This window comes from Exiguobacterium acetylicum (assembly GCF_019890935.1).
Lineage (GTDB): Bacteria > Bacillota > Bacilli > Exiguobacteriales > Exiguobacteriaceae > Exiguobacterium_A > Exiguobacterium_A abrahamii.
The window spans coordinates 267160-290893 of record NZ_CP082333.1 but is presented as its reverse complement, the minus strand read 5'-3'; the positions used below and the strand labels follow the sequence as shown (position 1 = coordinate 290893).

Sequence of the window (23734 nt, the reverse complement as noted above, 5' to 3'; positions counted from 1 at the left end):
CCCTTACCAATGCATGTAAAAAAGGGGGATTTTCAGGATGAAGGGACAATTCTTTATTGGTGGACAATGGCTAGATCACGGACGAGAACGGACGGATGTTACGAATCCAGCAACTGGGGAAGTCGTCGGTAGTGTACCAAACGGAACAAAATCAGACGTCAACGACGCAGTAGAAGCAGCACGGAAGGCATTTCCCGATTGGTCGAAACGGACAGTCTACGAACGTGCCGAACTTCTCGAGAAGTTATATGCGAAGATGATTGAGAAAAAAGATGAACTGGCTCGCCTGATGACGCTTGAAATGGGGAAACCGCTCGCTGAATCAGAAGGTGAAGTGCAGTATGCCGCAAACTTCGTCAAATGGTTTGCAGAGGAAGGAAAACGCGCTTATGGACGTGTCATTCCAACGCATGATGCTTCTAAACGACTTCAAGTCATCAAACAGCCGGTTGGTGTCGTTGCTGCGATCACACCGTGGAATTTCCCGGCAGCCATGATTACCCGAAAGCTTGCTCCGGCACTCGTCGCCGGATGTACGTTCGTCATCAAACCGCCAACAGCGACTCCGCTTACCGCGCTTCGTCTTCTTGAACTCTGTCAGGAGGTCGGGATTCCGGAAGGCGTCGTCAATGCCGTTACAGGGAGCGGGAAAGCACTCGGTGAATCACTCGCAACACATCCACATGTCGATAAGATCACCTTCACTGGTTCAACCGAAGTCGGACGGACGCTGATGGCGCAAGGAGCAGAGACGATCAAGGCGATGTCGCTCGAACTCGGAGGACATGCCCCAATTCTCGTTTTTGATGACTGTGACCTTGATTTAGCCGTCGCTGAGACGATTAAATCGAAATTCCGTAATGGCGGACAAACGTGTGTCTGCGGAAACCGGATTTACGTATCCGACTCGATCTATGACGCGTTCGTTGAAAAACTCGGGCAAGAGACAGCGAAGCTGAAGACCGGAAATGGTTTGGATGCTGAGACGAAGATTGGACCGATGATCAATAAAGCAGGTTACGATAAAGTCAAAAAACATGTTGATGATGCGACATCCGCTGGTGCGCGAGTCGTCACGGGCGGAACAGGAACGACGGATGAAGACAATGATGTCTATTACTATGAAGCAACCGTTCTCGCGGACGTAAAACCTGGCATGTTGATCATGAACGAGGAGACGTTCGGACCTGTTGCTCCCGTCCAGCGTGTCAGTTCTGATGAGGAAGCGATTCGTTACGCCAACCAGACACCGTTCGGTCTCGCTTCGTACGTCTTTACGAAGGATTACGCGCGTGCGATTCGTGCAATCGAAGGGCTTGATTACGGAATCGTCGGCTGGAATGATGGTGTGCCTTCCGCTGCGCAAGCACCATTTGGTGGAATGAAACAATCCGGTCTTGGGCGCGAAGGTGGCAGTGAAGGACTCGAAGCGTATCTCGAGACAAAGTACATTTCCATCGGTGGACTAGCGTGAACGCCGCGGATTGGTTCGTCCAATGTTTAGAGGCAGAGGGCGTCACGCATATCTTCGGTGTTCCCGGTGAGGAAAATATCACATTGCTCGAATCACTCAGTCGTTCGTCGATCACGTTCATCACAACGCGTCACGAAACGAACGCTGCGTTCATGGCAGCGATGTTCGGTCGCCTGAGTGGGCGACCGGGTGTCTGCCTATCGACGCTTGGTCCTGGTGCGACCAACATGATGACCGGTATTGCAAGTGCAACGATGGATCACTCCCCTGTCGTTGCGATCACAGGTCAAGGCGCGACAGCACGGCAACATAAAGCATCGCATCAAATGTTTAATCTCGTAGACCTCTATCGTCCGGTCACGAAGTCTAGTACGTCCGTTCTGTCGGCGGAGGTCATTCCGGAAATCGTTCGACGTGCCTTCGCGACGGCACAAAGCGAAAAACCAGGGGCGACCCATATTTCTTTTCCAGAAGACATTGCAAAACAAGAACGTGATCAAGCAGCGACACCCTTACAGCAAGACAGTACACCAACGCATCTCCATTCCTTGACGATTGATGATCCCGATGCCTTACGTCTGATTGAGCGCGCAAAACGTCCAGTCATCATTGCTGGATTTGGCATTCATCGGCAACAAGCACTCGATGCGTTTCGAGCATTCGTCGAAAAGCTCCAAGCTCCCGTCGTCGAGACGATGATGGGAAAAGGAGCGATTTCTTCGCACCATCCGCTTGCTGCACACACGATCGGTTTACCAGACGTCGATTACAACCAGCGGATTCTCGATGCGAGTGACCTCATCATCACGGTCGGCTACGATATTACGGAGTTACCTCCGCAAAAATGGAATCCGAAAAAGACACCAATCGTCCATTTGGATACGAATCCTCACGAAATCGATGCCTATTATCCGGTCGTCGCGAATCTAGTCGGACCACTCGTCGATATGCTGACTGTATTGACTCCTTTACTGCCCGAGCGTGCGTGGAACGACTGGCAACAAGATCGCGATAAATTACGCGACGAGATTCAAGAAACGTACTCGCTTGCCTTGCCTTTACATCCTCAAAGTATCGTCCGTGAACTCGAACGAACCGTCGGCGAGGATGGCATGGTCTTCTCGGACGTCGGCGCACACAAAGTCTGGCTCGCACGCCATTATCAAACGACACGTCCGGATCAGTTATTCATTTCCAACGGATTTGCTTCGATGGGCTACGGTTTATCGAGTGCACTTGCAGCCAAGCTGTTATATCCGGACCGGCGAATCGTCTGTGCCGCTGGAGATGGTGCCTTTTTGATGAATGGTCAAGATCTCGAGACCGCTGTTCGTCTGAAGCTTCCGCTCGTCGTATTGATTTGGCGTGACGGAACCTATGGACTGATTGAATGGAAACAGCAACAAGCGTATGGGCGGTCGTCCTACATCACGTTTGACAATCCAGACCTCGTTCAACTGGCTCATGCCTTCGGCGCACTCGGTCTCCGTGTCGGTGAACACGGCTCCCTCGCACATTGTCTTGACCAAGCATTTGCAAGTGATGGACCCGTTTTGATTGACTGTCCGGTCGATTACCGGGAAAATCTAAAGTTAAGTGAACGTCTCCGGACGTATGGAGGGTGATATACATGACACAACCACGTAAGCTGCAATCTATTTCTGATTTTGATCAATTTGCGTCCGAACACACCGCGTTCGTGATTTGCAAACACAGCACGACATGCCCGATCAGTGCCGCAGGCTTCTCGGAGTATACGAAGTTCGCGGATGAAACGTCTATTCCAACGGCGTATCTTTTCGTCCAAGAAGCCCGGACGTTATCGAATCACATCGCCGAACATTACAGCGTTCGACACGAGTCACCACAAGTCTTATTCATTCAAGACGGTAAATCGGTCTGGACAGCCTCTCATTACGACATCACGAAAGACGCACTCGAAACAAACATCCAATAATGCTAGACCTCCGGCTGTTTCAAACTGAAGACAAAGCGCAATTTTTCTTTAACGAGAAGGATTGCGCTTTTTTATTTACTTCACTAGAAAAACGCTTTCAATCTTACATAAAAAATAAAATTATCTTTCTTAGCTATTATTATTTGTAATTCGAACTAAATCAGATTAAGATAAACTACAGATAGAACGACCGTATAGAAATATGTACCGTTAGTTTAGTTAGGAGGATATTCATGCAACAAAGTGCAACTCATACAGCTCGAGCTCCTTACGGCATTCTCGCCGTTTTGATGATCGGGGCGTTCATTGCTTTCTTAAATAATACATTGCTCAACATCGCCCTTCCTTCGATCATGAAGGACCTAGCGATCGAACCATCAACTGCTCAATGGCTGTCGACTGGTTTCATGCTCGTCAACGGTGTCTTGATTCCGACATCTGCGTTCTTGATTCAAAAATATTCGGTTCGCCGCCTCTTCTTACTCGCGATGACGCTCTTCTCGGCCGGAACGATTCTTGCCGGCTTCGCAGAAGTCTTCCCTGTGCTACTCGCAGGACGAATGATTCAAGCATCTGGTTCTGCAATCATGATGCCGTTACTGATGAACGTCATGCTCGTCAGTTTCCCGATTGAAAAACGTGGGACTGCGATGGGCTTCTTCGGATTAATCATGATGGGGGCTCCAGCGATCGGACCGACGTTGTCTGGTTGGATCATCGAGCACTATGATTGGCGGATGTTGTTCCACTTCATCACACCAATCGCCTTGATTGTTCTCGTTGCTGGTTTCTTCTTACTTCGTGACGTCAAGGAACGGTCTGCCACTCGGATTGATCTCGCTTCCGTGGCACTTTCGTCACTTGGTTTCGGTGGCTTACTGTATGGATTCAGCTCAGCTGGCTCTAAAGGTTGGGGCAGCTTCCACGTCTACGGCGCGTTGATCGTCGGAGTCATCGCACTCGTGACATTCATTTACCGTCAGCTCCATATGGAACGTCCGATGCTCAACTTCAAGATTTATCGTTACCCGATGTTCGCCTTGTCTTCTGCCATCTCGATGGTCGTCACGATGGCGATGTTCTCTGGGATGTTATTGCTTCCGATTTATGTCCAGACGATTCGCGGGATCTCACCACTTGATGCGGGTCTCATGCTATTACCAGGGGCGATCTTGATGGCCGTCATGTCACCAATCAACGGGAAACTGTTTGATAAAATCGGTGGACGTCCTCTTGCGTTGACTGGTTTGTTCATCACAGTCGTTACCAGTTACTACTTCAGTCAGCTCGAGATGGATACGACGTATACGCATCTAATCGTTCTGTATTCATTGCGGATGTTCGGGATGTCGATGGTCATGATGCCGGTCTCGACGAACGGTTTGAACCAGTTACCAACACGCTACTATCCACATGGCACAGCGATGAACAATACGTTGCAACAAGTATCCGGTGCGATCGGAACAGCGTTGCTCGTAACGATCATGTCGACGCATGCGAAGACACGTGGAACAGAACTCGCGGCTGAAGCAGCGAAGAACATGACAAGTCAACCGACAGCTGAAGCAGCTGCTGCTTTAAAACAGCAGATTACGATGCAAGCGACGCTTGACGGAATCAACTATGCGTTCTTCATCTCGACGTTCATTGCTGGTCTAGCATTCGTTCTTGCCTTCTTCATTAAACGGGCGACACAAGCTGAAGACATCATCAGCGATCAACGCTCATTGAACGAAACGATCGTCAAACCGCAAGTTTCCAATCAATAAGTACAAAAGCAGTCGTCTCTCGCGACTGCTTTTTTTATCGCTCAAGCTATATACTGGTACCCCCCATACCTATATGTTACAGTAAATATAACAACAAGATCACTAAAGGAGGTACGACTATGACACACGATCACCCCGTCGTTCCACGAACGAACGAAGAACAAGATGCGTTGATGAAACGGCTAAAGCGCATCGAAGGGCAAGTCCGTGGCATTGCCAATATGGTATCTGAAGATCGGTATTGTATCGACATCTTAACGCAAACGGCATCGATTCAAGCAGCATTACGACAAGTCGAACTACAAATCATCGAGCGCCACGTCAAGATGTGCATGCATGAAGTCGCCACCCGTCAAGACAGCACGGACGCTTACGTCGATGAGTTGATGGCGGTCATCGCTCGATTGAAAAAGTAAGGAGGGTTTTCTGATGTCAAAAACGATTGAGTTCGATATTGAAGGCATGACGTGTGCCGCCTGCTCCGCCCGGATTGAAAAAGTCCTCAACCGGATGGACGGAGTCGAAGCAACGGTCAACTTGCCGCTTGAAACCGCTCGTGTCTCGATTTCCGATGCCTATGACGATCAAGCAATCATCGAAAAAATCCGAAAAATCGGCTACGGGGCAACGGTCAAACAAGCACCACACGCAACAAAATCGAATCGCCGGATGCTGTATCGCTTTATGATCGCGGCCCTTCTATCGTTACCGTTGCTCGCGAGCATGCTGACGCATATTCCGAACAGTCCGTTCCACCTTCCATTCTTGATGAATCCGTGGCTACAGTTTGCTTTAGCGACACCGGTGCAATTCATCATCGGAGCGCCCTTCTATAGTGGGGCTTATAAAAGTTTACGGAGCGGGAGTGCCAACATGGATGTCCTCGTTGCACTCGGAACATCGGCAGCTTACTTTTATTCCGTTGCTGAAATGTTGCTCGTCTCTGATATGCCGCATCTCTACTTTGAGACGAGCGCGATTTTGATTACACTCGTCTTGCTCGGGAAAGTCCTCGAAGACCGTGCGAAACAACAGACGACGGGAGCGATTAAAAGCCTGCTCTCCCTACAAGCAAAAGAAGCCGTCGTCTTAGAGGACGGGAAGGAACGAGTCGTTTCGATTGAGGCAATTCAAACCGGGATGATCTTACTCGTAAAACCTGGAAACAAAATTCCGACAGATGGTATCATTCGTGCAGGCGACGCGTATCTCGATGAATCGATGTTGACCGGTGAATCTGCGCCTGTTCATAAAACGGTTGGGGCATCCGTCATTGGCGGTACGCTGAATACGAACGGATCTTTACAAGTCGAAGCGACAAAAATCGGACAATCGACGGTTCTCGCACAAATCATTCGCGTCGTCGAACAAGCACAGACTGAAAAGGCACCGATTCAACGACAAGCCGATCGAATTTCTGGTGTGTTCGTGCCGATCGTCGTTGCCATTGCGCTTCTGACGTTAGCCGCTTGGTGGATGATCAGCGGATCCTTTGCGGAAGCGATTCGTCCTGCCATCGCGGTGCTCGTCATCGCTTGTCCATGTGCACTCGGACTTGCGACACCGACTTCGATCATGGTCGGAACCGGAAAAGGGGCTGAACGAGGGATTCTCTTTAAAGGGGGCGCTCAACTCGAGAATCTTCAACATGTCGATGCTGTCGTCTTTGATAAGACTGGAACACTGACAGTCGGTCGCCCCGTCGTCGTCGAAACGTTCGGTACGGAGACAGCGCTCGATTTCGCTGCTGCGCTTGAACGGCAATCGGAACACCCTCTTGCTCGCGCCATCACAGCAGAACGGGATGTCGTCTTTGATATCGAACGGTTCCACGTCGAATCAGGACGTGGGATCACAGGACAAATCATGGGACATGATCTCATCGTCGGATCGGCGCGAATGATACAGGAACGAAACATCATTCTTCCTGATTGGACATCACCTGGAGCGACACTCGTATACGTCGCTGTCGATGGAGAAGTTGCGGCCGGATACGCCATCCGTGACGCGCTAAAAGATTCAGCGAAAGAAACGATCCAGCAGTTGCGAGAGACTAAGGAAGTGTATCTCTTGACCGGTGATCGTCGTGAAGTCGCCGATCATTTAGCAACAGAACTGGGACTGGATCCAGCTTTCGTCTTTGCTGACGTTTTGCCGATTGAAAAGGCAGATGTCATTCAGTCACTTCAACAAACGAAACGTGTCGCGATGGTCGGAGACGGTATCAATGATGCCCCTGCTCTTGTAACGGCCGATGTCGGCATCGCGCTCGGTAGCGGAACGGACGTTGCCCTTGAAGCAGCAGACGTGACGTTACTTGGACACGACTTGAAACAAGTCTTACTTGCAATCGAGCTGAGTGAGCAGACGATGAAAAACATTCGTCAAAATCTTGTCTTCGCACTTGGCTACAATACGATCGGTATCCCGGTTGCTTTTTTCGGACTGCTTGCCCCATGGCTTGCGGGTGCCGCCATGGCATTCAGCTCTGTCTCTGTCGTGACGAATGCGTTACGATTAAAACGTACCCCACTATCTAAAGGAGGAACATCATCATGAAAGAAACAACATTATCTGTTATCGGTATGACATGCAATCACTGTAAAGCGAGTGTCGAATCCGCTCTATCTGAAGTCGAAGGTGTACAACAGGCAACTGTCTCACTTGAACAAAACCAGGTTACAGTCCAGCACGAGGATGTTCCTCGTGAACGTCTCGTCGATGCGATTGAAGAGATCGGCTATGATGTGCCGACTGCATAATTTTTTTAAGCCAAACTGCTTCTAACACGCAGTTTGGCTTTTTTATTTTTTGAAAAGCGGGAATGTACGGAATAAGGAGGGGTTCGTATGGTACCGAAAATCGAATTCGTAGAACACTTCGACGACAACAAAGGAAAACGATTTAAAATCGAACTTTGGAATCTCGGAACCTTCACATTCAGTGCCGAGTCAGCTCGTGGACCTGTCACCCGTTTCACCTCCATTGACATTCAATTCGTTCAAGCTTGCGTTCAACGAATGCGCTCGATCGTGGACGCCAAAAAAGCATTTCAGGAAGACCAACCAGTCTAATCCTGTTCTTTTTCCATTCTCCTCATGGCACTTGCCATGAGTTTTTTTGTTTCCGGTCAATGTTTTTCAATATTCTCGTCTTTTTTTCAAAAATCAGTATCACTTCGTCAAGATGAACCGATAAAAGACAGACATCATTTTATTCACATCTTGAGTACTGGAGGCAACTACGTGCGTAACCCTTTTAAAAGTAAGACTACTTCGGCTTATCAAGCTACCATCGGCTTTCCTGATTCCCGTCTCATCACAAAGACGGCAGATCCTGATCTCACATCCCGTCTCGTATACATGGGATATACAGAAGAACAGCTACAGACACTTAAATCGATGGCACCTGTCGTTCAAGGGATTTTAGATGAAGTCCTTGAGCAAGTTCTCGATCACCTTCTATTAAATCCAGAGATGGCAACGATTGCGAAACAATCATCGACACGCGAACGACTGAAGAAAGTCTTCGCCGACTACTTCACGAGTCTACTGACAGGAAATATGGATGAGTCATTCCTCGCGATGCGGACGCGAATGGGACAGACGCATAAACATAACTTTGTTCCCGTCACTTGGTTCATCGCTTCGTATGCTGCGTTTCAGACGTTGTTGATTCCAAAAATCGTTGAACATTATCAGCATGACCCAGCGCAACTGACGACAGCCGTACTCGCCTTGACACATGCGATGAACTTAGATGCTCAAATCGTGACGAGCCAGTACGTCGATTCTCGTCTTCATGAAGTGACAGCAGCGAACGAGTCGCGTCGTCAACTTTTGACAGACGTCGTCCGTGTCAGTCAAGAAGTCGCAAGCTCGGTTGAGCACACGGATCATGCCATCATTGAGACGAGTCGTCGCGCCTCACAAGTATTAGCAGAAACAGCTCAGACAGAGCAGACGAGTCAGCAACTCGTCCAAATGACAATTGCCAACGAACGACAGATGCAACAGATGGAGCAACAATTCGCTCAATCAACACAACAAGTCGGTACTTCGCTTGAAAGCATCCATGAATTGAAGACGACATCGGATGACATCGTCCAGATGACGCAAAGCATCGAAGCGATCGCCAATCAGACGAACTTACTCGCGTTGAATGCTTCGATTGAAGCAGCACGTGCCGGTGAACACGGTAAAGGTTTTGCTGTCGTCGCGACTGAAGTCCGGAACCTCGCTGAAAACGCAAAATCGTTGAGTAGTAGCATCAACGGTCTGATTCAAAAGAACAATGGTAATATCACACAACTCGTTTCGCAGATGGAAGACATCACACGCGCCAACACCGCATCTCAGCAAGAATTGCAACAAGTTAAACAAGGAATTCAAACCGTTAAGAGTGAGATGGAGAACTCCCTCACCTTATTTGGACGTAACAAGGAAAACCTCGGGCAAATCGTCGAGACGATCCAAGGACTCAGTAAGACGACACAAGGGTTGACGACATTGACGACGGATCTTGTCGCTGCTTCCGAAACACATTAAAAAATAGGCAATTCTTATTCTCGGTTTTAACCGAAATAAGAATTGCCTATTTTACTTTACTCGTCTTGTTCTGCTGTGACGACAAGACGCTGATCGTATCCTTTTGATTCTGAAAACGTACCTATACATGAAATGAGCGTCAGTTTATTCATGACGGTCGCACCGAAGATTGATCCGACAGGTGCTTCATCGACAGGATAGGACATGACGTTCGTCACCACGTACGATACCTGTTGTCCTGCTTTTCCCGTCACTTCAATTCGTTGCCCTTTTTTCATCTTGGCTAAATCATAAAACACAGCGGGACCTTCTTGATCATCCAAGTGTCCGGCTAGTACGACATTTCCGGTTTGTCCGGCTTTTGCTCCGTACTTATACCAAGCAACCTGATCGGTCTGTTTCGGAACATCCATCCGGCCTTGTTTATCTTTCCCGACGACTTCGATGTTCGCTTTCACATCGAGCGTCGGAATTGTAATACGCGTTGGTATGAACGCCTCTTCATCCACCTTTTCAGATGGAGTGGACGAAGAAGACGTCGTTGTTTCGGTTTGTTTTGGTTTTTCCGGCTTTGTAGCATCTGGAGGTGATCCCGATTGACATCCGGCTAATACGAGTAGGAGAAGAAGACTACTCTTAAGCGTTTTGTTTACGACGGACGACATACGCTGTTCCTACTAACAAGGCAGCTGCTGCTGCTGCGACTGCCCATGGTGTAGCAGAAGCCGTATCAGATGAACCACCAAGTCCTGTTTCTGGCATTGATGCCATTTCACCACCGTCTGGGATCAAGAGGACTTCAAATGCTGGTTCGCCTTCAAGTAAGCCGATTGCGAGTGCTGTATAGTTTTTGCCACTGTCGAGTTTGACGCCATCCAGTGCTTTGACGACATCCGTTGCGCCTGCAGGACGGACTTCGAGGTCATACGTACCTGCATCGAGTGTACCGTAGTCAGAGACTTTCGAGAATTCAAGGTTACTGAAGAGTGGATCTCCACCTTTTGGTGCGACATCAACAGCTGGTGCATCTGGTGCAAAGTGTGCGACACGAACCATTGATTTTCCATCTTCGCCTTTACCGTTGTCTTCCATGACCGCGAGTTTGATATCAGCTAGTTTGCCGATTGCTGCGACCGAATAGAATTTACCAGCTTCTACGTTGAGTGTTTGAGAGAGCACAGGATCTTTCGTAGTTCCTGCAGCGAATACTTCTACTTTATGTTCGCCAGCTGGTAGTGTGAGATAATCTGTGACATCTTTGAATTTTGCTCCTGATACCGCTTTTTTGCCATCGACCGCGATATCGACTGCCGGAGCATCTGGTGAAGCATGAATGACACGAACCATTGCGTCATCTGCTGCGCCTACTGGTAGCACGAATAGTGCAAACAGTAACGTAGCGGTCACAAACGATAAGAGTTTCTTCATCTTTTTTCCACCTTTCTGATTGTCAAATGTACATCGCTCTCAAACCAATGTTCTTACATTTCAGAACATTTCCTTCGTGGTGACATCTTAAACTTAAGACACTGCCGTAAATGTGTAAAGATTTCAGTGTGCTATGAACTTGTTTTACAAACACATTGACTTTTTCTTTCTTTTCGAAATAAAATAATTTAAATAACATTAGAAAAGAAGGTTATAACCTATGGATTCCTATGATTTAAAAATTATTAATTTTTTGAAAAAGGATGCCCGGATGAAATGGTCAACACTTGCACAACACATCGGCTTATCGGCACCGGCTGTTGCAGAGCGCGTCGCTCGCTTACAAGAGCAAGGTATCATCCGTCAGTTGACGACGGTGCTAGACCCTTCCTCCTTTGACTATCGCCTTGCTGCATTCGTCGCTGTTTCACTCGAGCGACCAGAACATCGAGCACCATTTCTAAAACGAGTTCAAGAACTTGAACATGTACTGGAATGCCATCACGTCGCTGGGGACGATGACTATTTACTCAAAATACGCTGTCGGGACACGGAACAGCTTGATGAAATCATCACCTACCAGATTAAAGGGCTACCAGGTATCCTGCGGACAAAAACGACGATCATCATGCGCACGGAAAAGGAATCGCTTCATTTTCCGTTACCCGAGGTCGACTGATGTTTACGACTGGTTTTGGAATCGGATTTGCGTTAGCGGCCCCCGTCGGTCCAATCGGCCTTTTATGCATGCAACGGACTCTTCGACATGGACGAATTTCCGGCATCGTTTCCGGACTCGGAGCCGCAACGGCAGACTTCACTTATGGATTGCTTGCATTATCTGGTTTTTCACTTGTCCAATCTTTACTCACCCAAGCATCCTGGATGCAACTGATCGGCAGTCTGTTTTTGTGTTACATCGGCTGGTCGATGTTTAAAGCTTCTTCGAACGCCTCGATTTCCGATACAGCCTCATCACGGTTAAGTGCCTATCTGTCCGTCTTACTCCTGACGTTCTTGAACCCGATGACAATCACGCTATTCCTGGCGTTGTTTGCACGCTTTGAGTTGACGATGACGAACGGACAGGATGCGTTTTTATTTCTGATCGGTATTTTTCTTGGTTCTGCCGCTTGGTGGATCATCTTAGCGAACATCACACACCTGCTCAAGCATCAGCTTGCGACACCCGTTCTACGCATCATCCAATGGACATCCGCTATTCTGATCAGCGGATTCGGTGCGTTCGGGGTCATTCAGTTCTTCCTCTGAGCAAAATAAAAGAGACCGACATCACGTCTGGTCTCTTTTGTCTATTTATTTAATGAACCCAATCATCATTTCGCGTAATACTTTTGCTGCCGCGATCGCTGTCATGTCGGATTGATCATACGCTGGGCATACTTCTACCAAATCCGCGCCGATGACGTCGACGTCTGCTCGTGCGATCATGTGAACGACTTCGAGCAGTTCCTTCGTCGTCACTCCACCGATTTCTTGTGTTCCTGTTCCTGGTGCTGCTGATGGATCTAGCACATCGATGTCGATCGTGACATAGACCTTTTTACCGGCAAGTGTCGGAAGAACTTGACGAAGCGGCTCGACGATCTCGTATTTGAAGAGGTTGTAGCCTGACGTCTTCGCCCATTCGAACTCTTCTTTCATCCCTGAACGAATTCCGAATGAATAGCAATTCTCTGGTCCGATCAAGTTTGCGATTTTCTTAAGTGGTGTCGAGTGCGACAATGGCTCTCCTTCATACTCGTCACGTAAGTCCGTATGTGCATCAAAGTGAAGCACGACGAAATCATCATAGTGTTTATCGAACGCTTTGACGACGGGCCATGTGACTAAATGTTCGCCACCCATACCGAGCGGGAACTTGCCTGCTGTCAGTAACGAATCGACGTATTCTTCAATCATATCAAGTGATTTTTGTGCATTCCCGAATGGTAACGGGATATCTCCCGCGTCAAACAACTTCGCGTCGGCGATGTCACCATCTAAGTATGGGCTATATTCTTCTAGACCAAGTGAGACTTCACGGATACGTGCCGGACCGAATCGCGAACCCGGACGAAAACTAACCGTCCAGTCCATCGGCATGCCGTATAAAATTCCTTTTGCATCTTCGTGAGTCGGTTGACTCGCGATAAAGACTTTTCCTGAATATGCTTCATCAAAACGCATGATCCATTTCCCCCTGTTCATTTGCCGTTTGCTGATGCAAACGCCTCTTTACCTGACAACAGAGCGATTTCGAAGATCGAAACCGCTCTGTTCATGTGTGTCTATAGTGACTGAACTCAGCCGTTCGTCAAATCTTTAACGAACTTCGGAAGCGCGAAGGCTGCCGTGTGAAGCTCAGGCGTGTAATACTTCGTGTCGATCTCGTGGAAACGCTCTGGTGCGACCGCAAGCGGATCGTGTTTCTTTGATCCGATCGTGAACGTCCAAAGACCACTTGGGTATGTCGGAACGTTTGCGATGTAGAGCTTCGTGATCGGGAAGATTTCTTTGACGTCGCGTTGAACATCACGGATCAAGTCTGGTGTGAACCATGGATTATCCGATTGTGCGACGAAAATGCCGTCTTCTTTTAATGCTTTTGAAATACCAGAGTAGAAGCCTTTCGTGAACAAGTTGACCGCTGGACCAACTGGTTCTGTCGAGTCGACCATGATGACATCATACTCGTTTTCTGCTTCTGCGATATGCATGAATCCATCCCCAACGATGACTTCGACGCGTGCATCGTCCAATCCACCTGCAATGTTCGGGAGGTATTTTTTCGAATACTCGATGACTTTTCCGTCGATTTCAACCAAAACAGCTTTTTCGACGGACGGGTGTTTCAAGACTTCACGGATGACTCCGCCATCTCCTCCACCAACGACCAGAACCGATTTAGGATTCGGGTGTGTGAACAATGGGACGTGCGCGACCATCTCGTGGTAAACGAACTCGTCCTTATCTGTCGTCATGACCATTCCGTCAAGTAACAACATCGTACCGAACTCGTCCGTTTCAACCATCTCTAGGCGTTGAAACTCCGTTTGTTCGCTCTCATAAACGTGGTTGACACGGAATGTGATACCGTAATCTTCCGTTTGGTGTTCCGTGAACCATAACTTTAATTTTTGTTCCATTTGCGATAGAACCCCTTTCTTTCATCAAGACAAAAGTTGTTCGTATGCGAGTGGCGTTTACGGCGCTTCTTAATCATACAAATGCGAGTATACCGAATTTCGAAAGAAACTTCTATATAATTCGAAAATTTTTGTCTTCCGTCTTTACTCGACGAACGTCACGATTTCATCAAGCGGACGGCGCTGCTTCTCACGTTTTGGTTCGTCTGCCCGGTAACCGAATGCGACCATGACCGGCACCGTGAAAACAGAACGATCGAGCAGTCCACGATCAACGAGTAATTGCTCGACGGCTTGCTGGTCGAATCCTTCGATTGGGCATGAATCGATTCCGATTTGTGCTGCCGTCGACATCATGTTTCCAAGTGCAATATAGGCTTGTTTTGCTGCCCAGTCTTCCATCGCTTTCGGGTTATCACCAATCGCAAAGTCCTCCTCTAAAAACAGACCGTAACGCTTCGTCCGTCCGGCTTTTGCTTCTTCAGATAGACCAAGGAAATCCATCATCTGCGTGACATGTGGACCATCTGCCTGCATTTGCTGTCCTGTCCGGGCGAGGAATAAGACGAAGTGACTCGCTGTCGGCAATTGTCCTTGTGCGCCCCAAGAGATTTGTTTTAATGCGTCTCGGATTTCTGGATTTTGAATGACGAGCATATTCCATGGCTCATATCCGAACGAGCTCGGTGACAGACGCGCCGTTTCTAAAATGAACCGAAAATCGTCTTCTGGGATCATTTGACCATTAAATGCCTTTGTGGCGTGACGGAATTGAAACGCTTCAAGAATCGCTTGTTTTTGTTGTTGTTTTTCCATGGGAAATTCCTCCTTCAAAATGATGACTGCTTTTGTTATATCAAATCTGATTTCCGACCGCCTCTGATTTGCTCACATCAAGCTTTACGTTAGTTTTAAGACGAAACGGGAAATAATAGTATTAACGTTTTCTTTTTCTTTATTTCCACATTATTTTAAAAACGCTTGATTGCAATCTTTTTTGCTTACCTTTCCATGAAAAACATTGATCTTTTTGTTCTCATTTCCCGATCGATTTGCTTTTCCGCACAAATGTTTGTTACGGTAATACCCTGCGTGATTAGGTTTTGTTATCGGATCGACGGGGTAATGATAATGTCGTTGCCATCATTTGATACAGAACAACTATGTAAAATTCGAAAGAAGGTGTTGAACACGATGGAAAATAATCGAAAAAGTAAGATCACAAAAGTCTTTATGGTATCCGTCATTTTCTGTGTGCTCTTTACCATATGGGGAATCTTACCGGAATCCCTAATCGGTGCAGCTAGTCTCGGAAATGTCACAGCTAAAGCACAATCCTTTGTCTCTAACGGATTTGGCTGGCTTTATCTTCTCGGCATGAGTGCTTTTTTAATCATTGCTATCTTTTTAATCTTTTCCCGCTTCGGTTCCATCCGACTTGGTAAGGATTCGGACCGTCCTGAATATGGTCTCATTTCTTGGTTTGCGATGCTCTTCAGTGCTGGTATGGGAATCGGTCTTGTCTTCTGGGGTGTCTCAGAGCCATTGACGCACTTCCATACACCGCCAGTCGCAACAGATGATCCAACGGAAGCAGCACGCCTCGCGATGCGCTATTCATTCTTCCACTGGGGATTACATCCTTGGGCATTATACGCGATCGTCGCGCTTGCGATCGCTTACTCTACATTCCGAAAAGGACGTCCAGCTACGATTGGTGACACGGTCGCTTCATTGATGAAGCCTCGGTATGCTTCTGCCGGTAAAGGTACCGTCGAAGTACTCGCCATCGTCGCAACGGCATTCGGTGTCGCGACGTCACTCGGTCTTGGTGCACAACAAATCTCAGGTGGACTGAACTTCCTAACGAGTAGTATTCCCAACTCCTTCCTGACACAAATGATTATCATTGTCGTTGTGTCTGTCCTTTACATGATGAGTGCGGCATCCGGACTCGATAAAGGAATCGTTCGTCTCAGTAACGCCAATATCGTCCTTGCCGTTCTGTTGATGATCGGTGTCCTGTTCCTCGGACCGTTCAGTTTCATCATGGACCTCTTCGTGCAAACAACAGGTGCTTATTTGCAAAACTTACCGGTCATGAGTTTCCGGGCATCTGCCTTTAATCCAGACGAACGCGGCTGGATCAACGATTGGACGATCTTCTACTGGGCATGGTGGATTTCCTGGTCACCATTCGTCGGAACGTTCATCGCCCGTGTCTCGAAAGGACGGACGATTCGTGAGTTCGTCATCGGGATTATGCTCGTCCCAACGATCTTTGGTCTCCTTTGGTTCTCTGTCTTCGGTGGCTCAGCGATCTGGAACGAACTGTTCCAAAACGTTGATTTGATCTCGACGGTTAACGATAAAGGAGTCGAAACCGGTATGTTCGCTCTGTTTGAGACATTCGGTGGCCTAGGCACATTCCTTAGCATCGTCGCTGTCTTCTTGATTACGACGTTCTTCATTACGTCGGCTGACTCCGCGACATATGTTCTCGGTATGCTATCGTCTGGTGGTAGTCTGATGCCAAGCTTACGCATCAAGCTTGCTTGGGGTATCATCCAGTCTTCAATCGCCGCCGTCTTACTGTATGCCGGAGGATTGAGTGCCCTACAGGCAGCAGCTGTTCTAGCTGCCTTCCCGTTCATCTTCGTCGTCGGCATGATGGTCATCGCCCTATTCAAAGATTTATCGGAAGAACCCGATGCGCAAAAAGAAGTCACAGACTTAAAACAAGATGCCTAAATCGTTTTGAATTCCTCCTTCCGTCGCATACGGAAGGAGGTCTTTTTTGTTATCCTGAATTATACGAAGTAGAAAGAAGTGAGGTGGCTCATGCGAAAACTTACACGCTGGTTAGTATCCCTCAGCGTCCTCGCCTTAGGAAGCTGGTTTTTATATCGTGAAAATAACGTCATAGATGTCTCACAGATGACGATGACGTCAAGTCGCTTACCGGAAGCATTTGATGGTTATCGTGTCGTTCAGATCGCAGATTTACATGGCAAGGCGTTCGGGAATGAACAAAAACGACTACTGAAAAAGATTGATCGCGAAAAGCCGGATCTCGTTGTGATGACTGGCGATTTGATTGACTCAAGACGAAACGGTGAAGAAACTGCTCTTATACTCATGAAAGCGCTCGTTGATCGATACCCGGTCTACTTCGTCACTGGGAATCATGAGGTTCGACGCAATCTAACGATTTTGCCAAAGCTTGAACAACTAGGTGTCACCGTTCTCCGGAATGAATCGCGCGTCATCGAATACCAAGGTCAATCGATTTCGTTACTCGGTATCGATGACCCGACGACGACACGATGGCGCGAAGGGCTATCGGAACCGGATGGGATTCGTCAAAGTCTCGATCAAGCACTGCAAGACGTGTCACCTGATGCATTTCAACTTTTGCTTGCCCATCGTCCGGAATATAAATCCTTGTATGCGGAGCGTTCCATTGATCTCGTCTTGTCCGGTCATGCGCACGGTGGGCAGATTCGCCTGCCGTTTACGGAAGGTCTGTATGCGCCCGGTCAAGGATTCTTTCCGAATGTAACGGCAGGTCGCTATCAGGAACAGCGGACCGAACTGATCGTCAGTCGTGGTCTCGGGAACAGTCTGTTTCCGTTTCGTCTGTTCAACCATCCAGAGCTCGTCGTCCTGACGCTAAAACGACCATGAAAAAAGAACGTGTGCCACGGCACACGTTCTTTGTTTAGACCAACGCTTCATGTAAAGCAGCGTCAGCGTTTTCCCACATCTCCGGTTTATGTGTCTGTAAGAAATCACGCAACAATTCCTTTGAACGCTCATCCATATGATCAACGACGATCCGTCCTTTAAGGGATTTATCCATCTTATTGACGTGATCAGCAAGAATCTTGAATCCGCGACGCGCTTCCGCATCGACTAGCAAATCGCACGCAGCCACACCACCGTAATAGAATCCTTCCGGCTTACGACCGACCGTCACCCAGACGATCCAGTACAGTTTACCGTTTGGCGTATCTGCTTTGTCCGTCGTGAACTTGACGCGTTTCTCGATGGCTGCTTTCGCGTGCATCGCGCCCATATCGATGTAAGCTTCACCGTCTTCCGGAGAAATGATGACGGGTGACATACTATTTAAACTGAGTGTTCCGACACCAAATCCTCCGTGACCATCTGTAGAGTTATCTGAAATGATATTGAAGTTAATCTTTTTTTCCATCGTGTTTTGTCCCCTTTTAATCCTGTTGCTTCTATCATACCGTATTCCGAGGTGTCTGCAACCCGTCACTCGTAACGGAGAAGCTGTAATTGTTCCTCTGTCGCTCGGCGAATCGTTGGGAGACGATAACACGTCATGGACGCAATTTCCTCATGTGCCGGGGGATTGACCTCTTCAAGATGAACCAAAGCGCGGTCAAACAGAGTTTGCGCCGCACGACCGAACAAAAAGAGACGTTCCAGTGAAGAACACCGCGACCGAATCGCACGTAACTGATGCGCGAGTTCTCGTACCTTCGCCTCGACCTCTTCTTCCATGTCAGCCGTCGGTTTTCGATTTTGAAACAACGGTTTGAAACGTACATCGTCTTCAAGCAACGTCAACATCCCGTATCGCTTTGCTTCTTTTTGGTTCAGCAGTTGAGCGAGTTCTTTATCCGTAACGAGTCGACCGAATGGAATGTTCTGTTCAAAGACGATATCTGCGACTTCGAGTCCTTTTGCACCAGCCAACGGATAATTCGTATCTTCCGGTAACGCCCGATCAAAAATCAGTAACGTATGAATCTTCTTCCGTATGATTGCGTCCATATGTCTCTCCTTTTCTGCCGTATGTGTATGACTACCTTCGCTTCCGACAAGAATAGCTCCTACCTTATACCCTTCTTTTTCGAAAACGATGTTCGAATTGACGAATCCCCTATCGAATGCGCTATACTGATGGCGTATCGTCATCATGTTAGAGGGGGAAATGAAGTCATGCCATATGTTACGGTTAAAATGTTATCGGGTCGTACAGTCGAACAAAAACGTGCCTTGATTGAAAAAGTCACGGAAGCAGTGTCGGAAACGACGAATGCTCCTAAAGAAAACATCACGGTCTTCATCGAAGAGATGGAAAAAACAGATTACGGTCAAGCTGGCGTCATGTTCGCGGATAAATAAACAACAAGAGACGTCCGGTCGTTACCGCACGTCTCTTTTTCCCATCTACTTGATCTCTAAGGAGGAAAACTTATGACTACTGTTACTGTACTTGGTGCGACCGGTCGAACGGGTCGACCTTTGATTGATCGGTTATTAGAAGACGGCTACGACGTTCGTGCACTCGTACGTTCCATGTCACCGGACTTACCCGTCCATGACCGACTTCACGTCCTGACAGGAGATGCGACAAATCCAGAGGATCTCGAACAAGCACTTGCAGGAAGCACCGCTGTCTTCAGTTGTCTCGGTACCGATCAACAGCAGGTCCTCTCGACAGCGATTCCACATCTCGTCACGAAGATGAAGGAAGTAGGCATCGAACGGATCGTCTTCATTGGTACAGCAGGCATTCTCGATGCATCAGAAGAACCAGGGAAGTATCGTTTCCAATCGAGTGAGTCCCGTCGACGCTCGACGATTGCAGCCGAGGATCACTTGAAAGCTTATCTGACCCTAAAGGATGCAGACGTCGACTTCACCGTCATCTGTCCAACACAACTGACGGAAGACAACGCACTTGCTGCTGATGACCTGTTAATCGAGACGACACGTTTCACTGCACCGACAGGCCCGATTCCCCGGGAAAACGTCGCCCAGTTCGCCTTTGAAGTTTATCGTGACGGAACCCATCATCGCGTCCGTGTCGGGATTGCTTCGCATGGATCAACTGAATGAAAAACAAAAAGAGCAATGGATCTGCTGATCCATTGCTCTTTCATATGTGTAACGATTACAGTAAGACGCTGACGACGATTGCCGTCAAGACACTGACGAGTGTTGCGCCGTAGAGTAACTTCAGACCAAAACTAGCCGCAACGCTTCCTTGACGGTCGTTCAATCCTTTAACCGCACCAGCGATGATTCCGATCGACGAGAAGTTCGCAAACGAGATCAAGAAGACAGACACGATTCCGAGTGTGCGTTCCGAGAATTCTTTTGAGTACTCAGGAAGGCTCAACATCGCAACGAATTCGTTCGTGATCAATTTCGTTGCCATGACACTACCGGCACTGACAGCTTCTGCCCATGGAATACCCATGATGAAAGCGAACGGTGCAAAGATGTATCCGAGGATTTCTTGGAACGAGATGTTTAGAACCATCAAGAAGATATCGTTGACCATTCCGATCAAGGCATTGTAACCAATCAACATCGCACCAACGATGATTGCGACTTTGAATCCATCCATGATGTACTCGCCGAGCATTTCGAAGAACGTTTGTTTTTCTTCGACGATTTCAAGAATATCTTCTTCCGGGTCAACCGTGTACGGGTTGATGATCGAGACGATCATGAAACCACCGAACAAGTTCAAGACGATTGCTGTAACGACATATTTCGGTTCGACCATCGTCATGTATGCACCGACGATTGACATCGAAACCGTCGACATCGCTGACGCACACAATGTGTAGAGGCGGTTTGCTGGTAATTGACCGATTTGTTTTTTAACTGTGATGAATACTTCTGATTGTCCTATCGCAGCTGAAGCAACCGCGTTGTAAGACTCAAGACGTCCCATACCGTTGACTTTTGATAGGACGAAACCGATACCGCGCATTAAGAGTGGTAAAATCTTCGTGAATTGTAGAATCCCGATCAAAGCAGAGATGAAGACGATCGGTAACAAGACATTGATGAAGAATGGTTGTGCGCCTTCGTTCGCTAAACCACCGAAGACGAAATCAATTCCGATTGCCGCATAACTAAGCAGTTTTTCAAAGACTTTCGCGACGCCACGAATGACGATATATCCGAACGATGTATTGAGTAAAATAAACCCAAGTACGAGCTGAAGAACTAGCATGACCGCAAGCGGTTTCAATTTGATGCCTTTACGGTTACTGCTGACAAGGAGTGCCAAGCCGAAAACGATAGCCAGTCCGAGTAGTGCGATAAGATATTTCATGAAGTACCCCTCTATCTATTAGTTGTTTATCAGTTGTACATTCGTACGATGTCTGACGTTTAATCTCTTTCCAAGTAATAGAATAATCAATATTTCGAAGAACTACAAGAGGAAAAGTTCATTTAGTAACCGCTTTCGTTATTTTCATAGACTTTCAAGACAAACTTTTCCAAGCGTTCCCGAACATTGTCCTGACTAAGGTTTTGCCTTCCATATGCTTTCCACCCCGGATAGACGTCAATCGTTTCAGGTCCAAAATCAAAAACAGCCCGGATATCCCATGCGTGATCGTAGGAACGTTTCGTCTGTTTAAGGTAACTTTTTAAAAAATGATCCGCTATCTCAACGGATTCGAGCAAGGCAAGATTCAAACGACAATGCGCAAGGTCGACTTCAATGGGTCCTACACACGCATTCACCCAATCAATCGTATGACACGTTCCGTTCATTTCGTATAACACATTGACCGGATGAAAATCCCGATGAATGAATCGAATCGTTTGACTTTCGTCCGGTTCGACCGCCAGTAGCTGACGCCATCTCTCCGGATGCTGCGTCCACGTCGGAACGTGACGCTCCGTCGCATACGGCTGATAGACATACCGAGATTCTGGTACCGGTAGCGCATGGATCGCCGCAAGCATCTGCGCCAGTCGTTCGACATACTGCTCGTCTACCTGATCAAGCCAGATCTCTCCTGGTGAGCGGGTCATATATAACCATGGTGGTACTTCGTCCTTAACACCTGTTTGATAGTCCAGTACATCTGGTGCTAAGTCACCTGCTACTTGTAACGCAAACACCTCGTGCAAGACAAGATCCGGCTCCTCCTGTAGCCAGTCTTGATTCGTATGGACGCGAAGAATTCCCTCACCGACCCGAAAAACAAGGGAGGATGTCGCGCCTTTTAGGACTTCGACCTCTCCTCCCTCCTGTCCAAGCTGTTGCAAGATTTTCGTAAGGACAGCGGACGATATCATGATGTCACGCTACCAATCAATAACTGGTCGATCTGCATCTTCTCATTCGCATGTTCGCGCAAGTCGTGCAAAATTTCTTGCGGGAAGAACAGCTTTTCATCCGTCTGGCGTGACGTCGCGATGGCTTGAACGAGTGGTGAAACTTGCGAAATCTCTTTCATTTGCCCATCCTTCATCTGCAACATGATCGGTTGCTTACTGATTTCACCGTTATCTCCATATAAATCATAAGGAAGACGACTGAGTTTATCTTCAAGCAGATAGTACGTCGGATTCAAGCCGATTGCTTCGAACAACTCACACAACTTATCGTGGACGAGTTCACGTTTTTCAGCCGGATAATCGACATACTTGAACAACTTTCGGTCAACGAATCGCCTCGAGAGATCAGCAAGGATTGGATCCTGCTCGTTCGCCCACTGCTGAAAATAGAAGTAGACGATCGTCTCATCGAGCCCAAGGAAATCACGCAACTCCATCTTCTGATCAAATAGCGGCATCAAATGGATCGGTGCGATGGTAAATGGATAACCTGACAGATACAATTCCTGCGCCCGCTCAAGAATAGCCTTTAATAGGTAATCACTCGACCGTGTTACCGGATGCAGATAGACTTGCCAATACATCTGATATCTTCGCATGATGTAGTCTTCGATCGAATGCATTCCGGATTGTTTGACGACCATCTGATTATGGGCAGGACGCAATACCCGAAGCATCCGCTCGAGATCGAATTTTCCGTAGCTGACACCGGCAAAGTGCGCATCGCGTAATAAGTAATCCATCCGATCGACGTCGAGTTGTGAGCTGATCATCGTGACGAGCAGTTGATTCGGATGCGTCTTGTTGATGATCGACGCTACTTCTTCCGCAAATCCGTCTCCGACTTGGTCGAGGACTTTCTTGATTTCCGTATCCCCGAGAATGATCCGCTCTGTCCACGTCTCGTGGTTAACACCGAAGACGTTCTCGAATGCGTGCGAAAACGGACCGTGTCCGACATCGTGTAAAAGTGCCGCAGCCAGCGTCAATTCCCGGTACTGATCATCCCAATCGGCGCGACCGTTGAAGACATCGATCAGTTGACGCGTGATTTCATAGACACCGAGCGAATGATGGAACCGTGTGTGTTCTGCTCCATGAAACGTCAAAAAGGATGTTCCCAGTTGCTTGATCCGGCGTAGTCGCTGAAATTCACGTGTACCAATCAGTTGCCAAATCAACTGATCACTGACATAGATATAGCGATGAACCGGATCTTTGAAGACCTTCGTTTCCTTTAATTGTCCTAATGATTGATACATATGTTTCTCTCCTTT

The 23734-nt window shown here is 47.9% G+C and carries 25 protein-coding genes; 15 read left to right on the top strand and 10 right to left on the bottom strand.

Features of this window, described 5'->3' with window-relative positions:
• The first annotated feature begins 37 nt into the window (after nucleotides 1-37).
• The 9 genes from K7G97_RS01615 (at nucleotide 38) to K7G97_RS01575 (ending at nucleotide 9747) form a co-directional block, all read left to right on the top strand.
• Entirely contained in the window at nucleotides 38-1474 is a 1437-nt protein-coding gene (locus K7G97_RS01615; protein ID WP_223041188.1) for an NAD-dependent succinate-semialdehyde dehydrogenase, read from the top strand.
• Nucleotides 1471-3099: an acetolactate synthase large subunit gene (locus tag K7G97_RS01610; protein WP_214861529.1), complete on the top strand. Its 1629-nt coding sequence runs from the start codon at nucleotides 1471-1473 to the stop codon at nucleotides 3097-3099. Before K7G97_RS01615 ends, K7G97_RS01610 begins: the two co-directional genes overlap by 4 nt.
• A 5-nt stretch (nucleotides 3100-3104) precedes the next feature.
• Nucleotides 3105-3431, top strand: a complete 327-nt coding sequence (ytxJ, locus tag K7G97_RS01605) for a bacillithiol system redox-active protein YtxJ (protein WP_223041187.1) — start codon at nucleotides 3105-3107, stop codon at nucleotides 3429-3431.
• A gap of 233 nt (nucleotides 3432-3664) precedes the next feature.
• Nucleotides 3665-5200 (top strand): DHA2 family efflux MFS transporter permease subunit, encoded by a 1536-nt coding sequence (locus K7G97_RS01600; RefSeq protein WP_223041186.1) that lies wholly within the window; start codon nucleotides 3665-3667, stop codon nucleotides 5198-5200.
• Between the two features lie 119 nt (nucleotides 5201-5319).
• The gene (locus K7G97_RS01595) at nucleotides 5320-5616 is read left to right on the top strand and encodes a metal-sensitive transcriptional regulator (RefSeq protein WP_195866168.1); all 297 of its coding nucleotides are present in this window, start codon (nucleotides 5320-5322) and stop codon (nucleotides 5614-5616) included.
• Nucleotides 5617-5629: 13 nt separating this feature from the next.
• The gene (locus tag K7G97_RS01590) at nucleotides 5630-7759 is read left to right on the top strand and encodes a heavy metal translocating P-type ATPase (protein ID WP_223041185.1); all 2130 of its coding nucleotides are present in this window, start codon (nucleotides 5630-5632) and stop codon (nucleotides 7757-7759) included.
• Nucleotides 7756-7962, top strand: coding sequence for a cation transporter (locus K7G97_RS01585; RefSeq protein WP_035399161.1), 207 nt, complete (start codon nucleotides 7756-7758; stop codon nucleotides 7960-7962). Before K7G97_RS01590 ends, K7G97_RS01585 begins: the two co-directional genes overlap by 4 nt.
• Nucleotides 7963-8049: 87 nt before the next feature.
• On the top strand, nucleotides 8050-8274 hold the full coding sequence (locus K7G97_RS01580) for a hypothetical protein (protein ID WP_023466807.1): 225 nt from the start codon (nucleotides 8050-8052) through the stop codon (nucleotides 8272-8274).
• Nucleotides 8275-8445: 171 nt separating this feature from the next.
• A complete protein-coding gene (locus K7G97_RS01575; RefSeq protein WP_029343217.1) occupies nucleotides 8446-9747 on the top strand; it encodes a globin-coupled sensor protein in 1302 nt (433 codons plus the stop codon).
• A 56-nt stretch (nucleotides 9748-9803) separates the two neighbouring features.
• Here the strand turns inward: K7G97_RS01575 and K7G97_RS01570 are convergent, their stop codons facing one another.
• Together K7G97_RS01570 and K7G97_RS01565 are read right to left on the bottom strand one after the other, a co-directional pair.
• Nucleotides 9804-10412 (bottom strand): class F sortase, encoded by a 609-nt coding sequence (locus K7G97_RS01570; protein ID WP_029343216.1) that lies wholly within the window; start codon nucleotides 10410-10412, stop codon nucleotides 9804-9806.
• Nucleotides 10384-11175: a DUF4397 domain-containing protein gene (locus tag K7G97_RS01565; protein ID WP_223041184.1), complete on the bottom strand. Its 792-nt coding sequence runs from the start codon at nucleotides 11173-11175 to the stop codon at nucleotides 10384-10386. The genes K7G97_RS01570 and K7G97_RS01565 overlap by 29 nt, the downstream gene beginning before the upstream one ends.
• Before the next feature lie 220 nt (nucleotides 11176-11395).
• On the opposite strand from K7G97_RS01565, the gene K7G97_RS01560 reads away from it, so the two are divergent.
• Nucleotides 11396-11854 (top strand): Lrp/AsnC family transcriptional regulator, encoded by a 459-nt coding sequence (locus tag K7G97_RS01560; RefSeq protein ID WP_195866170.1) that lies wholly within the window; start codon nucleotides 11396-11398, stop codon nucleotides 11852-11854.
• A complete protein-coding gene (locus K7G97_RS01555) occupies nucleotides 11854-12447 on the top strand; it encodes a LysE family translocator (RefSeq protein WP_223041183.1) in 594 nt (197 codons plus the stop codon). Before K7G97_RS01560 ends, K7G97_RS01555 begins: the two co-directional genes overlap by 1 nt.
• A gap of 45 nt (nucleotides 12448-12492) precedes the next feature.
• On the opposite strand, the gene speB is transcribed toward K7G97_RS01555, so the two are convergent.
• The 3 genes from speB to K7G97_RS01540 all read right to left on the bottom strand — a co-directional run bounded on the left by speB (nucleotide 12493) and on the right by K7G97_RS01540 (nucleotide 15140).
• Nucleotides 12493-13365: an agmatinase gene (gene speB / locus K7G97_RS01550; RefSeq protein ID WP_023466800.1), complete on the bottom strand. Its 873-nt coding sequence runs from the start codon at nucleotides 13363-13365 to the stop codon at nucleotides 12493-12495.
• 116 nt (nucleotides 13366-13481) lie between these two features.
• Nucleotides 13482-14324, bottom strand: coding sequence for a polyamine aminopropyltransferase (gene speE, locus K7G97_RS01545; protein ID WP_023466799.1), 843 nt, complete (start codon nucleotides 14322-14324; stop codon nucleotides 13482-13484).
• A gap of 144 nt (nucleotides 14325-14468) precedes the next feature.
• On the bottom strand, nucleotides 14469-15140 hold the full coding sequence (locus K7G97_RS01540; protein ID WP_223041182.1) for an NAD(P)H-dependent oxidoreductase: 672 nt from the start codon (nucleotides 15138-15140) through the stop codon (nucleotides 14469-14471).
• A gap of 378 nt (nucleotides 15141-15518) precedes the next feature.
• Between K7G97_RS01540 and K7G97_RS01535 the strand changes: the two genes are divergently transcribed.
• Nucleotides 15519-17075 carry a BCCT family transporter gene (locus K7G97_RS01535; protein WP_035399263.1) on the top strand — a complete coding sequence of 519 codons (1557 nt, stop codon included), beginning with the start codon at nucleotides 15519-15521 and terminating at the stop codon, nucleotides 17073-17075.
• Between the two features lie 90 nt (nucleotides 17076-17165).
• A complete protein-coding gene (locus K7G97_RS01530) occupies nucleotides 17166-18011 on the top strand; it encodes a metallophosphoesterase (RefSeq protein WP_223041181.1) in 846 nt (281 codons plus the stop codon).
• A 34-nt stretch (nucleotides 18012-18045) separates the two neighbouring features.
• On the opposite strand, the gene K7G97_RS01525 is transcribed toward K7G97_RS01530, so the two are convergent.
• Both K7G97_RS01525 and K7G97_RS01520 read right to left on the bottom strand, forming a co-directional pair.
• A complete protein-coding gene (locus tag K7G97_RS01525) occupies nucleotides 18046-18540 on the bottom strand; it encodes a YwhD family protein (protein WP_023466794.1) in 495 nt (164 codons plus the stop codon).
• 65 nt (nucleotides 18541-18605) lie between these two features.
• A complete protein-coding gene (locus tag K7G97_RS01520) occupies nucleotides 18606-19130 on the bottom strand; it encodes a hypothetical protein (RefSeq protein ID WP_223041180.1) in 525 nt (174 codons plus the stop codon).
• 168 nt (nucleotides 19131-19298) lie between these two features.
• On the opposite strand from K7G97_RS01520, the gene K7G97_RS01515 reads away from it, so the two are divergent.
• Together K7G97_RS01515 and K7G97_RS01510 are read left to right on the top strand one after the other, a co-directional pair.
• Nucleotides 19299-19484: a 2-hydroxymuconate tautomerase gene (locus K7G97_RS01515; RefSeq protein WP_023466792.1), complete on the top strand. Its 186-nt coding sequence runs from the start codon at nucleotides 19299-19301 to the stop codon at nucleotides 19482-19484.
• A 72-nt stretch (nucleotides 19485-19556) separates the two neighbouring features.
• Nucleotides 19557-20201 (top strand): NAD(P)-dependent oxidoreductase, encoded by a 645-nt coding sequence (locus K7G97_RS01510; RefSeq protein ID WP_223041179.1) that lies wholly within the window; start codon nucleotides 19557-19559, stop codon nucleotides 20199-20201.
• A gap of 55 nt (nucleotides 20202-20256) precedes the next feature.
• Here the strand turns inward: K7G97_RS01510 and K7G97_RS01505 are convergent, their stop codons facing one another.
• The 3 genes from K7G97_RS01505 to K7G97_RS01495 form a co-directional block, all read right to left on the bottom strand.
• Nucleotides 20257-21435: a NupC/NupG family nucleoside CNT transporter gene (locus K7G97_RS01505; protein ID WP_023466789.1), complete on the bottom strand. Its 1179-nt coding sequence runs from the start codon at nucleotides 21433-21435 to the stop codon at nucleotides 20257-20259.
• A 122-nt stretch (nucleotides 21436-21557) separates the two neighbouring features.
• The gene (locus tag K7G97_RS01500) at nucleotides 21558-22415 is read right to left on the bottom strand and encodes a phosphotransferase family protein (RefSeq protein ID WP_223041178.1); all 858 of its coding nucleotides are present in this window, start codon (nucleotides 22413-22415) and stop codon (nucleotides 21558-21560) included.
• Nucleotides 22412-23719, bottom strand: a complete 1308-nt coding sequence (locus tag K7G97_RS01495; protein ID WP_223041177.1) for an HD domain-containing protein — start codon at nucleotides 23717-23719, stop codon at nucleotides 22412-22414. Before K7G97_RS01495 ends, K7G97_RS01500 begins: the two co-directional genes overlap by 4 nt.
• Nucleotides 23720-23734: the final 15 nt, after the last annotated feature.